The organism is Bradyrhizobium sp. T-12 (assembly GCF_058314695.1).
This window is the reverse complement of record NZ_CM177756.1, coordinates 3,465,893-3,478,893: the sequence shown is the minus strand read 5'-3', so window position 1 is coordinate 3,478,893 and position 13,001 is coordinate 3,465,893. Positions and strand designations below refer to the sequence as shown.

The window sequence follows — 13,001 nt, the reverse complement described above, 5'->3', positions numbered from 1 at the left end:
TTTGGAAACGCTGTGTTTCGCGAAAGCAGATGGTTGGGCCGGCAGCCCGGATGGAGCGAAGCGTATTCCGGGCTACGAACCAAAACAATCAGGCCGCCCTGGGGCGGCCTGACATTCGCGCGGACCTTGAAGTCACTCAGATCGTCGGATTCCACGCCGACGGGATCAGGCGATACTTCGCGCCGTCCTTCTCGACATGGCCGACCGACGGGAACGTGAAGTGGAAGCCGATCACGGTCGCCTTCTCCGCGGCCGCCATGTCGTAGAACTTGTGGCGCGTCTCCTGCGCCAGCGCGGCGTCGGCATCGAACATCACGTGCCAGTCGGGATTGCGCAGGAAGAATTCCGGGATGTTGGTGACGTCGGACTGGATCAGCACCTTCGCATCGCCCGAGGCAACCGCGAACGAGGTGTGGCCCGGCGTGTGGCCCGGGGTTGCGATCGAGGTGATGCCCGGCGCGACCTCCTTGCCCCATTCGTACTTTGTGACCTTGGACTCGAGGCCAGCGAAGGTCTTCTTCACGTTGGCGAAGTAGTTCTTCATCATCGGATTGGACTCGGCCTTGCCGGCGTTCTCCTCGCTGGTCCAGAACTCCCAGTCCTTGCCCGGCACCATGATCTCCGCATTGGGAAATGCGAGCGCGCCGTCAGCGAGGCGGATGCCGTTGGTGTGATCGGGGTGCAGATGCGAGAGCAGCACCACGTCGATGTTCTTCGGATCGACGCCGGCGGCCTGGAGATTTTGCAGCGTGCGGCCGACCGCGCCCTTGCTCGCCTCGAAATTCGCAATGCCGTTGCCGGTGTCGATCAGGACCAGCTTGGAGCCGGTGTTGACGAGTTGCGGGTTGAACGGCACCGTGACCATGCCCTTCGGCATGTAGGCCGCCTCGCCCGCCGCCAGCGCTTCGTCCTTCGACAGATTGGCGACGAACTTGTCCGGCATCGGGAAGGTGCGCGCACCGTCATTGATCGAGGTGCACTCGAAAGCGCCGACCTTGTAGCGATAGAAGCCCGGCGCCTGCGTCCCGGCTGGCGGCACTGCGGCCTTGGCGGTGGTCGGTCCAAGCCCGGTCGCAGCAGCCGCCCCGAGGGCGGCTGCGCCAGCGAGCAGATGACGGCGATTGAGATCGGTCATGGAAATGTCCCCTTCTGAGCCCTTGCGGTTTTCCGCATTCGATAGCGGCGGAATAATCCGCCGCTGGGCTCAGAAGGCAAGACCTTCTTGCGGTGACCTGCCGTCGCAGATCACGATTATTTATTTGGGTTGATGAGGAATTTTTCGCCGGTGGCGCGTTTGGCGTACACCGCGATGTTGGCGGGATCGAGCACCTCGGTCAGCGACACCACCTTGGTGTAGTGGCTGGCGAAGGTGGTCTTGAGCTCGGACGCGACGCGCTGGCGCAGGCGGCCGATCTCGGCCGGACCGATCTTCTGGAGGAACGGCGTGAGCAGCCAGCCGCCGACGCCCCAGGTCAGGCCGAACGACCGGCTCAATTCGGTCGGCCGATTGTCCAGGCTGCCGTAGATATAGACCTGCTTGTACACGTTGGAGCCGTAGCGGCTGTATTCCTTCGCGGTCTTGTTGGCCGCAACTTCCATGGCGGTCAGGATCTGGCTCGCCAGCTTGCCACCGCCGATCGCGTCGAAGGCAATCGTGGCGCCGGTCTCGACCAGCGCATTGGTGAGATCGTCCGTGAAGCTGGGCGCGCTGGAATCCACGACGTGCTTGGCGCCGATCTTGTGCAGGATGTCGGCCTGCTCCTTGCTCCTGACGACGTTGACGAGCCCGATGCCGTCCTTGATGCAGATCTTGTTGAGCATCTGGCCGAGATTGGACGCCGCCGCGGTGTGCACCAGCGCCTTGTGGTTCTCCCGCCGCATCGTCTCGGTCATGCCGAGCGCGGTCAACGGATTGACGAACCAGGACGCGCCGTCGGCGGCCGTGGTGCCCGCCGGCAGCTCCATGACGTCGCGGACCTTCAGCACGCGGTATTGCGTGTACATCGCGCCGCCGATCATCGACACGGTCTTGCCCATCAGCGCTTTCGCCGCGTCCGACGATCCGGCCCCGATCACCGTGCCGGCGCCCTCGTTGCCGACCGGCAGCGACTGATCGAGCCGGGCTCCCATCATCCGCATCGCCGCCTCCGGCATCGTCGCGGTGATGACCGGCATCTCCTTGGTGCCGGAGGCCTTCGCGGCCGACATGTCGGCCGGCCCGATCAGCAGCCCGAGGTCGGAGGGGTTGATCGGCGTCGCCTCGACGCGAACCACGACCTCGTCGTCGGCCGGCTCCGGCGTGGGGACATTCACGAGGGACAATTCCAGCTCGCCGCTCTTCTTCAGCAGCGAACGCAGTTGCAGTCCGGTCTTGCCGTCGCTCATGTCGATCCTCCCCTGTCCTTGTTCTTCGCGCGGTGACGCTGGCTTATGCCAGCGCCTTCAATGCCGCCTTGCCGCCGTAGAGCGCCTGCTTGCCGAGCTGCTGCTCGATGCGCAGGAGCTGGTTGTATTTGGCGGTGCGATCGGAACGTGCAAGGGAGCCGGTCTTGATTTGACCGCAGTTCGTGGCAACCGCGAGGTCGGCGATGGTGGAATCCTCGGTCTCGCCCGAGCGGTGCGACATCACCGAGGTGTAGCCGGCCTTGTGCGCCATCTCGACGGCGGCGAGCGTCTCGGTCAGCGTGCCGATCTGGTTGACCTTGATCAGGATCGAGTTGGCGCGGCCGGTCTTGATGCCGTCGGCGAGGCGCTTGACGTTGGTGACGAAGAGGTCGTCGCCGACCAGCTGGCACTTCTTGCCGATGAGGTCGGTGAGCTCCTTCCAGCCGTCCATGTCGTCTTCCGACATGCCGTCCTCGATCGTGACGATCGGATAGCGCGAGACGAGGTCGCCGAGGTACTTGGCCTGCTCGGAGATCGAGCGGGTCTTGCCCTCGCCCTCATAGACGTACTTACCGCCCTTGAAGAACTCGGTCGAGGCGCAGTCGAGGCCGAGCACGATGTCGCTTCCCGCCTTGAAGCCGGCCTTGCCGATCGCGTTCATGACAAACTCCAGCGCGGCGTCGGCCGACGGCAGGTTCGGGGCAAATCCGCCCTCGTCGCCGACATTGGTGTTGTGGCCGGCCTTCTTGAGCTCCGACTTCAGCGTGTGGAAGACTTCCGCGCCGTAGCGCAGGCCCTCGGCAAAGGACGAGGCGCCGACGGGGAGGATCATGAATTCCTGGAAGTCGATCGGGTTGTCGGCATGCACGCCGCCATTGATGATGTTCATCATCGGCACCGGCAGCAGTCGCGCCGAGGTGCCGCCGACGTAACGGTAGAGCGGCATGTCGAGCGAGTTCGCGGCCGCCTTGGCGCAGGCGAGCGAGACGCCGAGGATGGCGTTGGCGCCCAGCCGGCTCTTGTTCGCGGTGCCGTCGAGGTCGATCATGATCTGGTCGATCTGGGCCTGCTGCTCGACATCGAGGCCGCTCAAGGCCTCGAAGATCTCGCCGTTGACGGCGCCGACGGCCTTGGTGACGCCCTTGCCGAGATAGCGGGCCTTGTCGCCGTCGCGCAGTTCCACCGCCTCATGGGCACCCGTCGATGCGCCGGAGGGCACGGCAGCGCGGCCGAGCGCGCCATCTTCCAGCACGACATCGACCTCGACGGTGGGATTGCCCCGGCTATCGAGGATTTCGCGGCCGATGATGTCGATAATGGCGGTCATGATGTGCACTTCCGTTCGTTAGGGCTGATCGGTGCCGCGGGTCTTACACGGGCCGCAAGCAAATGTGAACGCTTGGACGGCGGGCTTCGCCTGACGCGCGAAGCGGCCAGGGCTAAGCTTGAACCCGACTGATCTGCGCGTCCAACCTCAATCTCAAGCAGCCGGGGTAACGCCATGAATCGACGCCAGTTTCTTGCATCGAGCGCCGCCCTGTTGGCGGCCCGCCCATCTTTTGCCCAGGAAGGCCCGTTCCGGACAAAATACTTCCCGGTCAGCGCCGGCATCGGCCTGCACGATCTGGCGCCCGCCCCTGACGGTTCGGTCTGGTTCACCGCACAGGGCAAGGGCCTGCTCGGCAGGCTCGATCCCCGGGATGGCGGTTTCAAGACGGTCAGCCTCGGTCAGGGCGCGGCTCCCCATGGCGTGACCATCGGCCCGGATGGCGCGCCCTGGATTACCGAGGGCGGCCAGAACGCGATCGCACGGGTCGATCCTTCCGATCTCAAGGTCACCCTGTTCCGCCTGCCCGAGAAGTTCGCTGCCGCCAATCTCAACACCGGCGTGTTCGACAAGCAAGGCACCTACTGGTTCACCGGCCAGTCCGGCTATTACGGCCGCCTCGCGCCGAGATCGGGCGAGGTGAATGTGTTCAAGGCACCCAAAGGCGTCGGTCCCTACGGCATCACTGTCACTCCGCAAGGCGATGTCTGGTACGCCTCGCTCGCCGGCAGCCATATCGCCAAGATCGATCTGGCGACGGGCAGCGCCAGCGTTGTCGAGCCGCCGACGCCGGACCAGGGCTCGCGGCGGGTATGGTCGGATTCGAAGAGCCGGATCTGGGTCAGCGAGTGGAATAGTGGCCACGTCTCGGTGCACGATCCCGCCGATGCGTCGTGGAAGACGTGGAAGCTCCCCGGCAATCGTCCCCGCCCCTACGCGGTCTATGTCGACGACAAGGACAAGGTCTGGCTGACCGACTTCTCCGCGAACGCCATCGTGCGCTTCGATCCTGCGACAGAGACGTTCAACGTGTTCGCCAGCGACAAGGCCAATGCCAATGTGCGCCAGCTCGACGGCCGGCCGGGCGAGCTCTGGGGCTGCGAGTCCGGCAACGACCGGATCGTCATGATCCAGACCATCGCGAGCGGTTGACGACAGCGGCATTTGCGTCCATCCCGGCATCGAAACAGGATGTGACGACACAATGGCCAAGACATCGGCGAAGACATCGGCGAAGAAATCCCTACAGCTCGGCCGCGCGGTCGAGTGGCCGCACACACCGGAAGACGCCCAGCTCGACCGCGTGCCCAATCCGCAAGCCGGCACCGATTATCTCGTCCGCTTCACCGTGCCGGAATTCACCTCGCTCTGCCCGGTCACGGGCCAGCCGGATTTCGCGCATCTGATGATCGACTATGCGCCCGGCCCGTGGCTGCTGGAGTCGAAATCGCTAAAACTCTACATCGCGAGCTTCCGCAACCATGGCGCCTTCCACGAGGACTGCACCGTGATGATCGGCAAGCGCATCGCCAGCGAGATCAAACCGAAATGGCTGCGCATCGGCGGCTATTGGTATCCGCGCGGCGGCATTCCGATCGACGTGTTCTGGCAGACCGGCCGCGTGCCCAAGGGCCTGTGGGTGCCGGAGCAAGGCGTCGCGCCCTATCGCGGACGAGGCTGAGAACAACGCGAACAGACGCGCGTGGATATGCTCACACGCGACGCGCTACTTGGTCACGGATGACCTTTCCCAGGGACGTTTGCCGTTGGCATCTCTGTCCCATGGACGCGTGGTCGGCGCGTTCTTTTCCTCGGCAGCAGCTTTCGCGCGGTCGGCTTGCACCTGCTCGCGATCGGTCACGGGCGGCTTGGGCTGTGCTTCAGACGCCTGCGCGGCGACCGGAGCCAAGGCATGCAGCATGGCGAGCAGCGCGGCGATTACAAACTTTGTCATTCCCGGCTGTAGCACGCTGAAGGTCAGTCCGTCCGATTTAGTTGCAGGGTTCCCGAGCGACTTTCGTCAGACCCGCGCATCAGACGGCGCACGCTGCTTGAGCAACCGGGCACAGACGACGCCCAGCACCACCATGACCGCGGCGCTGGCAAACAGGGTCGGCATCTTGCCGGCATGCTGGAGCCCGAAGCCGTAGGCGAGCGGTCCGACGGTCTGCCCCATGAAGAAGAAGAACGAATGCAGCGACAGCGCGGTGGCGCGCGCTTCGACCGAGAGCTCGCTGGCGAAGACCTGCAGACAGCCGTGGGCGATGTAGAAGCCCCATCCCATCACGATGAGATTCAGCGCCTGCACTTCCCAGCGCGGGCCGAAGGCGACGGCAATGAGCTGCGAGGCCACCAGCGTCATGCCCGCGATCATCATGCCCTTGACGCCGAGCCAGGGCAGCAGGCGCGACACCGTCAGCGTGTAGAACAGGCCGCCGACCGCAAAGCCCGCGATGACCATGCCGGCGATCGAGAGCGAGGTCTGGCCGAGCTCGAACAGGAACGAGGCGATGTAGGGAAACAGGCCGAGCACGCAGCAGCCTTCGATGAACACCGCCGAATAGCAGACATAGGCGTTCGGATTGGTGAAGATGGTGCGATAGCCGGCCTTCAGTGCCGACAGGCTCGTCTTCGGCGGATGCTGGACCTTGGCGCCGCGAAAGCCGGCGGCGACCGCGATCGAGGCCACGATGACGAGCGCGCCGAGCACTGCGAGCACGCCGCGCCAGCCGAGCAGATCGCCGATCAGGCCGGAGGCCGAGGCGCCGAGCAGATTGCCCGTCATGGCGCCGGCCAGCGTGCGGCTGATCGCGACCTGGCGTTTCTCGGGCCCGACCAGATCGCTGGTGAGGCTGAGCGCCACCGGAAACACGCCGCCCGAGCCGATGCCGGCGAGGATGCGGGTCGCGAACAGAACCGAGAATGAGGACGAGAGCGCGCCCAGGATGTTGGCGAGGCCGAGCAGCGCGAGGCAGCCGATCATCAACCGCGTCTTGCCGAACAGATCAGCGGCAGCGCCGACGATGGGCTGGATGATCGAGAAGGTGAAGGCGAACACCGCGGCAAAGCCGGCGGCCGTCGCGATGCTGACGCCGAAATCCTCGGCGACGTGCGGCAGCACCGGATCGAGCGCGCGCGCCGACAGCGCTGCGGCAAAGCTTGCTCCTGAGATGACGTAGAGCGCCGTCGGCAGACCGTGATCGTGCGGCCGCGCCTCGCTCTTCTGCATCAGCGCGGGTTCTTTGCCAGCGCGTCGAACGCCATCAATCTCGCGATCAATGCCTCGAACTCGCGCAGCGGCACCATGTTGGGCCCGTCGGAGGGGGCGCGATCAGGATCGGGATGGGTCTCGATGAAGACGCCGGCGACGCCGACCGCGACGGCGGCGCGCGCCAGCACCGGCACGAATTCGCGCTCGCCGCCCGACGAAGTCCCCTTCCCGCCCGGCTGCTGCACCGAATGGGTGGCGTCGAAGATCACGGGCGCGCCGGTGGTGCGCGCCAGGATCGGCAGCGCGCGCATGTCGGAGACCAGCGTGTTGTAGCCGAACGACACCCCGCGCTCGGTGACGAGCACGTTGGGATTGTCAGCACTGGTGATCTTGGTGACGACATTCGCCATGTCCCAGGGCGCCAGGAACTGGCCCTTCTTGACGTTGACGACCTTGCCCGTCGCGGCAGCCGCCAGCAGCAGATCGGTCTGCCGGCACAGGAAGGCCGGGATCTGCAGGATGTCCACGGCCTGCGCCACCTCGGCGCATTGCGTGGCCTCGTGCACGTCGGTCAGGACAGGCAGGCCGAGCGAGGAGCGGATCTCGGCGAAGATCGGCAGCGACTGCGACAGGCCGAGCCCGCGCGCCGCCGACGCGCTGGTGCGGTTGGCCTTGTCGAACGAGGTCTTGTAGACGAGGCCGATGTTCAGCCGCGCCGCGATCTCCTTCAGCGCGGAAGCGACCTCCAGCGCGTGCTGACGGCTTTCGAGCTGGCAGGGTCCGGCAATGATCGAGATCGGCAGATCATTGCCGAATTTGACGCTGCCAATGGTGACGACCGGCGCCGCTGAATGCGAAGAGCTCAATGCAAATCCCTCGTTTCGGCGCGACCATAGCCGCGATGAGGGTCGGATCAACCCTATTCGGCCCGGACGGTCAGAATATCAGGGTTGCGCCGGGGGGCCCGGCGCGCCCCCTTGCAGGACCGCGGTTACTTGACCGAGGAGAACGCGGTCGGCATCAGCAGTTGACTAACGATGTTGCCGACGATCTGGCCGTCGGCTTCGCTCTCGGCTCGCGCCTTCATCCAGTCGGGATCGGTCATGAACGCGCCCCACTTCTTCTCGCGCTCGGCGAGCGACTCCCAGGCCAGGAAATAGGTCAGCTCCTGGTTGGATTCACCGATCACGGTCGTGAAGAAGCCGGCCTGCTTGATTCCGTGCTTCTCCCAGATCTTCAGCGTAGCGGTCTCGAACCGCTTCAGCAGCGCCGGCAGGCGGCCGGGCACGCAGCGATAGACGCGCATTTCGTAGATCATTCATGTTCCTCCCTGATCAGGTCCGGCGGTTATAGCGGCCGGGCCCGACGGTGTCTTGAGCCCGCCCGGCCGCCCCATATGGCGCTCTGCGCATGGCTTGAGCTCGAGCCACTGCCGGATCCCGCAATGCTGCCGCAATGATCGGGCCGCTAGAAAGGCTCAGTTGCGGTTCAGGTGCCTGTCAGATGCGGATTTTGCTGGTCGAGGATGAAGCGGAAATGGCCTGCGCGCTAGCATCAGCGCTGAAGCGCTACGACATGGTGGTGGATCATGCCCGGACGCTGGCCGAGGCGGAGGAAGCCATTTCGGCCGACGTCCATGCCGCCGTCCTGCTCGACCGCCAGCTTCCCGACGGCGACGGCCTCGCTTTGATCCCAAAACTCCGCGCGCGCGCCGAGGGTGTGCCGATCATTGTCCTGACTGCGCGCGGCGAACTCGCCGATCGCATCGCCGGACTCGACGGCGGCGCCGACGATTATCTGGCAAAACCGTTTGCGGTCGAGGAGTTGCTGGCGCGGCTGCGCGCCGTGCTGCGGCGGCCGGCGGGGCTCTCTCCCGAAATCATTCATGCCGGCCGGCTTGCCTTCGACCTCAGTCATCGCGAGGCCAGCATCGACGGCACCCCGTTCGAGCTGCCCCGCCGCGAGCTGCTGGTGCTCGAAAAACTGGTCCGCCGCATCGGCCGGACCGTGCTGCGCTCGGCGCTGGAAGAGGCGGTTTACAATTTTGACGACGAGATCCAGTCGAACGCTCTCGACACGCATGTCTCGCGTCTCAGGCGGAAGCTTGCGGACGCCGACGCCGGGATCGAGATCCACGGCATCCGCGGCGTCGGCTATCTCCTGAAGAGGCTGCCATGAGCACGATCAGCCTCCGCGACGATCCTTATTGCCTGCGCTCGCGGCTGAGCTGGCGCCTGCTGTCGCTCCAGGCCGCGATCCTGGTCGCGCTGCTTGCCATCGTCCTCGCCGGGCTTTGCGCCTCCGGCTTCGTGCTCGCCGAGCGCGATGAGGACCGCGTTATCGATGTCGTCCAGCGCGCGCTCACGCGCGAGCCGCAAGGCGGACTGGCGTTGCGGCCGACGGCCGAGCTGCAGCAATTGCGCAGCGAGACGCCCGACCTCTGGTTCCTGGTGCGCGACCGGCAGGGCCGCGTCCTCAGTGAAGGCACCGTGCCGGCGGAATTCGCCGCGATCGGCAACGGCCTCGACCAGATCAGCCAGGCCCGGCTCGGCTGGCAGCTGTTCGAGGACGACCCCCACAAGCCCGCGGCGCGGCTGAAGCGGGTCGACACCGATGCCGGCAATGTGCAGGTTATCACGGCAACGCAAGGGCGGCTGACGGGTGCGAAAGCGCTGGTCATGACCTCGCTCGCGTTTCTCGGCATCGCCCTGCCCGGCCTGCTGCTGATGGGAACGGCGACGTTCATCGCGACGCCGATGATCGTGCGACGCGCGTTCAGGGGCCTCGATTCCGCGGCGAACGAGGCCCGGCGCATCGACATCCACCAGCGCGGCGCGCGGCTTCCGCTGGAGCGCATCCCGCTCGAGGTCGTGCCGCTGGTGACCGCGATCAACGACGCGCTGGCGCGGCTCGACCAGGGCTATGCACGCCACAAGCGCTTCGTCGCCGACGCCGCGCACGAGCTGCGCACGCCCATCGCAATCCTGAACACGCGCCTGGAGTCACTGGCCCCGGGGCCGGACAAGACACGCCTGCTGGAGGATACCGCGCGGCTGGCGACGCTTGCCGAGCAATTGCTCGACATCCAGCGGCTCGACCGCTGCAGCCATCCCTTCGCGCGCATCAACCTCGTCGCGGTCGCACAAAGTGTTGCCGCCGACCTCGCGCCGCTGGCGATCGCGGCCGGCTACGAGCTGGCGCTCGATGCGCCGGCGACACCCGTCGAAACGATCGGCGATGCGGCCGCGCTGGAGCGTGCGCTGACCAATCTCGTGCAGAATGCGATCCAGCACGGCCCGCGCCGCGGCACGATCGGGATTCGCGTCAGCAAGCCCGCGAGCATCGAAGTCACGGATCAAGGCGCCGGTATTCCCGCCGATCAGCGCGAGCAGATCTTCGAGCCGTTCTATCGGCTGACGCCGCTCGATCGCGGTGCCGGCCTCGGTCTCAACATGGTGCGCGAGATCGTCCAGCTGCATGGCGGCCACGTCTCAGTCGCGGACGGAGCAGACGGCGGCGCCTGCTTCCGGATGACGCTGCCGCCGGTCCGGCAGAGCTGATTCAATTGGTATTCGCGTCCGACAGCGCAATGCTGTCGCAATGCGCTCCCGCGACACTGCATGCGCCGCACCTCCATTGAGGTGCAAAGCAAGATCCCGGAGTGCGCATGCCCAACGATTTTCTTTCGTTCTTCCTGTCCTGGATGTCGTCCCCGCGGCGGGTCGGCGCGATCGCACCATCGGGTGCGGCGCTTGCTGATCTCATCACGCGCGAGATCAGTGCAACGACGGGACCGATCCTCGAGCTCGGTCCCGGCACCGGCGCGTTCACCTACAAGCTGCTCAAACGCGGCGTGCGGCCGCAGGACCTCACGCTGATCGAATACGGCTCCGACTTCATGAAAGTCCTGCAGATGCGCTTTCCCGGCTCGCGCGTGCTGTGGATGGACGCAGGCCGACTCGCGACCGAGCGCCTCTATGAGGGCGCCCCCGTCGGTGCGGTCGTGAGCGGCCTGCCGCTGCTGAACATGAGCAGGCGCAAGGTGATCTCGATCCTCAGCGGCGCGTTCAGCTATGTCCGTCCCGGCGGCGCCTTCTACCAGTTCACCTACGGCATGAGCTGCCCGGTGCCGCGGCCGGTGCTCGACCGGCTCGGCCTGCGCGCAAAGCTGGTGGACCGCGCCCTGCTGAACGTGCCGCCCGCCGCGGTCTACAGGCTGACGCGGCGGCCGCAGATGAAGCTGATCACTGGATCGCTTGCGCCCGAACCATCAGCGCGGGTCGCGTTGACGCCGATGCATCATGCGCGCGAGGACTCCGCCGCGCGCTGAGCTGTTAAACCAGCCGGCTCTGCTTCGCCGCCGCCTCGATGAACGAGGCGAACAGCGGATGCGGCTCGAAGGGGCGCGACTTCAGTTCAGGGTGGAACTGGACGCCGATGAACCAAGGGTGATCCTCGTACTCGACGATTTCAGGCAGCACGCCGTCGGGCGACAGGCCTGAGAATTTCAAGCCATGCTGCTCGAGGCGATCCTTGTAGGCTGTGTTGACCTCGTAGCGATGACGGTGACGCTCGGAGATCTCGGTGGCGCCGCCATAGACCTGGGAGACGCGGCTGCCGCGATTGAGCGCGGCGGGATAGGCGCCGAGGCGCATCGTGCCGCCGAGATCGCCGGCTTGCGAGCGCTTCTCGAGCTCGTTGCCGCGCAGCCATTCCGTCATCAGGCCGACCAGGGGCTCCTTGGTCGGGCCGAACTCGGTGGAGTTGGCGTCCTCGATGCCGACGAGGTTTCGCGCGGCCTCGATCACCGCCATCTGCATGCCGAAGCAGATGCCGAAATACGGCACGTCGCGCTCGCGCGCGAACTGCGCCGCCTTGATCTTGCCCTCGGCGCCACGCTGGCCGAATCCACCGGGAACGAGGATGCCGTTGACGTGCTCGAGGAACGGCGCGGGATCTTCCTTCTCGAAGATCTCGCTCTCGATCCAGTCGAGATTGACCTTCACCTTGTTGGCGATGCCGCCATGCGAGAGCGCCTCGATCAGCGACTTATACGCATCCTTCATGCCGGTATATTTGCCGACGATCGCGATGGTGACGTTGCCCTCGGGATTGCGCACGCGCTCGTTGATCTGTTGCCAGCTGCGCAGCTCCGGCGGAATCCGCGAGCCGATGCCGAAGGCGGCGAGCACTTCGTCGTCGAGACCTGCATTGTGATAGGCCTCAGGCACCGCGTAGATGTTGTCGACGTCGCGCGCCTCGATCACGGCACTTTCGCGCACGTTACAGAACAGGCCGAGCTTACGGCGCTCCTCCTTCGGGATCTCGCGGTCGGTACGGCAGAGCAGGATATCAGGCTGAATGCCGATCGAACGCAATTCCTTCACCGAATGCTGCGTCGGCTTGGTCTTCAACTCGCCTGCGCTCGGGATAAAGGGCAGCAGCGTCAGATGGATGTAGACGGCGTGATCGCGCGGCAGCTCGTTCTTGAGCTGGCGGATCGCCTCGAAGAACGGCAGGCCCTCGATGTCACCGACGGTGCCGCCGATCTCGACGAGGACGAAATCGTAGTCGTCATTGCCATCGAGGACGAATTCCTTGATGGCGTTGGTGACGTGCGGAACCACCTGGATGGTCGCACCGAGATAATCGCCGCGGCGCTCCTTGGTGATGATGTCCTGGTAGATGCGTCCCGTGGTGATGTTGTCGGCCTTGGTCGCAGGCCGCCCGGTGAAGCGCTCGTAGTGACCGAGATCGAGATCGGTCTCCGCGCCGTCATCGGTCACGAACACTTCGCCGTGCTGATACGGCGACATCGTTCCAGGATCGAGATTGAGATAGGGGTCGAGCTTGCGGAGGCGGACCTTGTAGCCCCGGGCTTGCAACAGCGCACCGAGTGCCGCTGAAGCCAGACCCTTGCCGAGCGAAGAAACCACGCCGCCGGTGATGAATATGTACCGCGCCATGGGACTTAACCTCTAATCCCTCGAATTCGATTCGCCAAAGCGATTCGTATTCCGCCCCAAAAGATTCTGCGGGCCTGTGGGTGAGCCAAAACTAAGAGTGGTGACAGTGCCT

Annotated in this window: 13 protein-coding genes; 5 read left to right on the top strand and 8 right to left on the bottom strand. The window is 65.3% G+C overall.

Features of this window, described 5'->3' with window-relative positions; genetic code table 11:
* Nucleotides 1–136: 136 nt before the first annotated feature.
* From AC0WRY_RS16300 to eno, 3 genes are all read right to left on the bottom strand, one after another.
* Nucleotides 137–1,135: an MBL fold metallo-hydrolase gene (locus AC0WRY_RS16300; RefSeq protein ID WP_491123399.1), complete on the bottom strand. Its 999-nt coding sequence runs from the start codon at nucleotides 1,133–1,135 to the stop codon at nucleotides 137–139.
* Between the two features lie 116 nt (nucleotides 1,136–1,251).
* Entirely contained in the window at nucleotides 1,252–2,385 is a 1,134-nt protein-coding gene (locus tag AC0WRY_RS16295) for a zinc-binding dehydrogenase (RefSeq protein ID WP_491123398.1), read from the bottom strand.
* A 43-nt stretch (nucleotides 2,386–2,428) separates the two neighbouring features.
* The gene (eno, locus tag AC0WRY_RS16290; protein ID WP_194407941.1) at nucleotides 2,429–3,712 is read right to left on the bottom strand and encodes a phosphopyruvate hydratase; all 1,284 of its coding nucleotides are present in this window, start codon (nucleotides 3,710–3,712) and stop codon (nucleotides 2,429–2,431) included.
* A 174-nt stretch (nucleotides 3,713–3,886) separates the two neighbouring features.
* On the opposite strand from eno, the gene AC0WRY_RS16285 reads away from it, so the two are divergent.
* Complete coding sequence (locus AC0WRY_RS16285; RefSeq protein ID WP_491123397.1) at nucleotides 3,887–4,864, top strand: Vgb family protein; 978 nt, start codon at nucleotides 3,887–3,889, stop codon at nucleotides 4,862–4,864.
* A gap of 52 nt (nucleotides 4,865–4,916) precedes the next feature.
* Nucleotides 4,917–5,393 carry a preQ(1) synthase gene (queF, locus tag AC0WRY_RS16280; protein ID WP_194407939.1) on the top strand — a complete coding sequence of 159 codons (477 nt, stop codon included), beginning with the start codon at nucleotides 4,917–4,919 and terminating at the stop codon, nucleotides 5,391–5,393.
* Nucleotides 5,394–5,438: 45 nt separating this feature from the next.
* Here queF and AC0WRY_RS16275 read toward each other — a convergent pair whose 3' ends face one another.
* The 4 genes from AC0WRY_RS16275 to AC0WRY_RS16260 form a co-directional block, all read right to left on the bottom strand.
* Nucleotides 5,439–5,666, bottom strand: a complete 228-nt coding sequence (locus AC0WRY_RS16275) for a hypothetical protein (protein ID WP_194407938.1) — start codon at nucleotides 5,664–5,666, stop codon at nucleotides 5,439–5,441.
* Nucleotides 5,667–5,732: 66 nt separating this feature from the next.
* Complete coding sequence (locus tag AC0WRY_RS16270) at nucleotides 5,733–6,941, bottom strand: MFS transporter (protein ID WP_194407937.1); 1,209 nt, start codon at nucleotides 6,939–6,941, stop codon at nucleotides 5,733–5,735.
* Nucleotides 6,941–7,789, bottom strand: a complete 849-nt coding sequence (gene kdsA, locus AC0WRY_RS16265; RefSeq protein WP_491123396.1) for a 3-deoxy-8-phosphooctulonate synthase — start codon at nucleotides 7,787–7,789, stop codon at nucleotides 6,941–6,943. Before kdsA ends, AC0WRY_RS16270 begins: the two co-directional genes overlap by 1 nt.
* 125 nt (nucleotides 7,790–7,914) lie before the next feature.
* Nucleotides 7,915–8,241: an NIPSNAP family protein gene (locus AC0WRY_RS16260; protein ID WP_194407935.1), complete on the bottom strand. Its 327-nt coding sequence runs from the start codon at nucleotides 8,239–8,241 to the stop codon at nucleotides 7,915–7,917.
* A gap of 185 nt (nucleotides 8,242–8,426) precedes the next feature.
* On the opposite strand from AC0WRY_RS16260, the gene AC0WRY_RS16255 reads away from it, so the two are divergent.
* The 3 genes from AC0WRY_RS16255 to AC0WRY_RS16245 all read left to right on the top strand — a co-directional run bounded on the left by AC0WRY_RS16255 (nucleotide 8,427) and on the right by AC0WRY_RS16245 (nucleotide 11,253).
* The gene (locus AC0WRY_RS16255) at nucleotides 8,427–9,101 is read left to right on the top strand and encodes a response regulator (protein WP_194407934.1); all 675 of its coding nucleotides are present in this window, start codon (nucleotides 8,427–8,429) and stop codon (nucleotides 9,099–9,101) included.
* 5 nt (nucleotides 9,102–9,106) lie between these two features.
* Complete coding sequence (locus AC0WRY_RS16250) at nucleotides 9,107–10,483, top strand: sensor histidine kinase (RefSeq protein WP_194408288.1); 1,377 nt, start codon at nucleotides 9,107–9,109, stop codon at nucleotides 10,481–10,483.
* Between the two features lie 107 nt (nucleotides 10,484–10,590).
* Nucleotides 10,591–11,253 (top strand): class I SAM-dependent methyltransferase, encoded by a 663-nt coding sequence (locus tag AC0WRY_RS16245; RefSeq protein WP_194407933.1) that lies wholly within the window; start codon nucleotides 10,591–10,593, stop codon nucleotides 11,251–11,253.
* Nucleotides 11,254–11,257: 4 nt separating this feature from the next.
* On the opposite strand, the gene pyrG is transcribed toward AC0WRY_RS16245, so the two are convergent.
* Complete coding sequence (gene pyrG / locus AC0WRY_RS16240; RefSeq protein WP_194407932.1) at nucleotides 11,258–12,889, bottom strand: CTP synthase; 1,632 nt, start codon at nucleotides 12,887–12,889, stop codon at nucleotides 11,258–11,260.
* Nucleotides 12,890–13,001 lie beyond the last annotated feature (112 nt).

Coding starts and splice junctions, on each gene's coding strand:
- AC0WRY_RS16300 (WP_491123399.1), bottom strand. CDS start 1,135: ATGACCGATCTCAATCGCCGTCATCTGCTCGCTGGCGCAGCCGCCCTC.
- AC0WRY_RS16295 (WP_491123398.1), bottom strand. CDS start 2,385: ATGAGCGACGGCAAGACCGGACTGCAACTGCGTTCGCTGCTGAAGAAG.
- eno (WP_194407941.1), bottom strand. CDS start 3,712: ATGACCGCCATTATCGACATCATCGGCCGCGAAATCCTCGATAGCCGG.
- AC0WRY_RS16285 (WP_491123397.1), top strand. CDS start 3,887: ATGAATCGACGCCAGTTTCTTGCATCGAGCGCCGCCCTGTTGGCGGCC.
- queF (WP_194407939.1), top strand. CDS start 4,917: ATGGCCAAGACATCGGCGAAGACATCGGCGAAGAAATCCCTACAGCTC.
- AC0WRY_RS16275 (WP_194407938.1), bottom strand. CDS start 5,666: ATGACAAAGTTTGTAATCGCCGCGCTGCTCGCCATGCTGCATGCCTTG.
- AC0WRY_RS16270 (WP_194407937.1), bottom strand. CDS start 6,941: ATGCAGAAGAGCGAGGCGCGGCCGCACGATCACGGTCTGCCGACGGCG.
- AC0WRY_RS16260 (WP_194407935.1), bottom strand. CDS start 8,241: ATGATCTACGAAATGCGCGTCTATCGCTGCGTGCCCGGCCGCCTGCCG.
- AC0WRY_RS16255 (WP_194407934.1), top strand. CDS start 8,427: ATGCGGATTTTGCTGGTCGAGGATGAAGCGGAAATGGCCTGCGCGCTA.
- AC0WRY_RS16245 (WP_194407933.1), top strand. CDS start 10,591: ATGCCCAACGATTTTCTTTCGTTCTTCCTGTCCTGGATGTCGTCCCCG.
- pyrG (WP_194407932.1), bottom strand. CDS start 12,889: ATGGCGCGGTACATATTCATCACCGGCGGCGTGGTTTCTTCGCTCGGC.